Origin of the sequence: Pseudomonas putida (assembly GCF_028682175.1) — a bacterium.
Lineage (GTDB): Bacteria > Pseudomonadota > Gammaproteobacteria > Pseudomonadales > Pseudomonadaceae > Aquipseudomonas > Aquipseudomonas putida_AD.
On the sequence record NZ_JANHKS010000108.1, the window covers coordinates 1 to 700 of the forward strand.

1 protein-coding gene is annotated in these 700 nt (G+C 61.1%); it reads left to right on the plus strand.

Annotation, left to right across the window (positions count from 1 at the left end):
* Window positions 1–700 (plus strand): cadherin-like domain-containing protein (locus tag NPS29_RS28660; RefSeq protein ID WP_274136867.1); only part of this gene is annotated, 700 nt, incomplete at both ends.

The following is a 700-nucleotide window of genomic DNA, read 5'->3' on the forward strand; positions in this document are numbered from 1 at the left end:
GCACAAGGCTGACGCGACCTTCGACGCGAAAACCCTGAACTACGGTGGCGGTTCTGCGTTCAGCAATGACCTGGGCAATTCGGGCAACCTGCAATCGTTCCTGGGCTCCGACAAGGGCTCGCTGGTCTACACCAACGGCACCGCTCAGACCACCACCTCCGATGCGATCATCGAACTGGCGGGCAAGGTCAACATGGCCGCAGGTGACTACTCGCTGAAAATCACTGCTGACGACGGCTACATCGTCTTCATCGATGGCAAGCAAGTCGCCGCCTTTGACGGCAACCAGTCGTCCGCCGACCACACCACCACCTTCTCGATCGCGGCGGCAGGTGACCACGATATCCAGATCGTCTACTGGGATCAGGGCGGCTACGCACAGCTGAAAGTCGAGGTGGCCTCGATCGTCAACAACGTGACCGGCGCCTACAGCGTGCTGGGCACCAGCAACGCAGTGACCCTGGCGCACAGCACCCTGACGACCCTCGAAGACCAGCCTCTGGTCATCAAGGCGCAGACCATCGTGGGCAACGACACCGATGCCGACGGCGACAAGCTGACCATCAACTCGCTGCAAGGCCATGATCCGAAAGTCGCCTCCGACGTCTTCGACGCCAGCGGCAAAGTGGTCGGTTCGGTCATCATGGATGCCGCTGGCAACGTGATCTTCACCCCGGCCAAGGACGTCAACGGTCCGGTT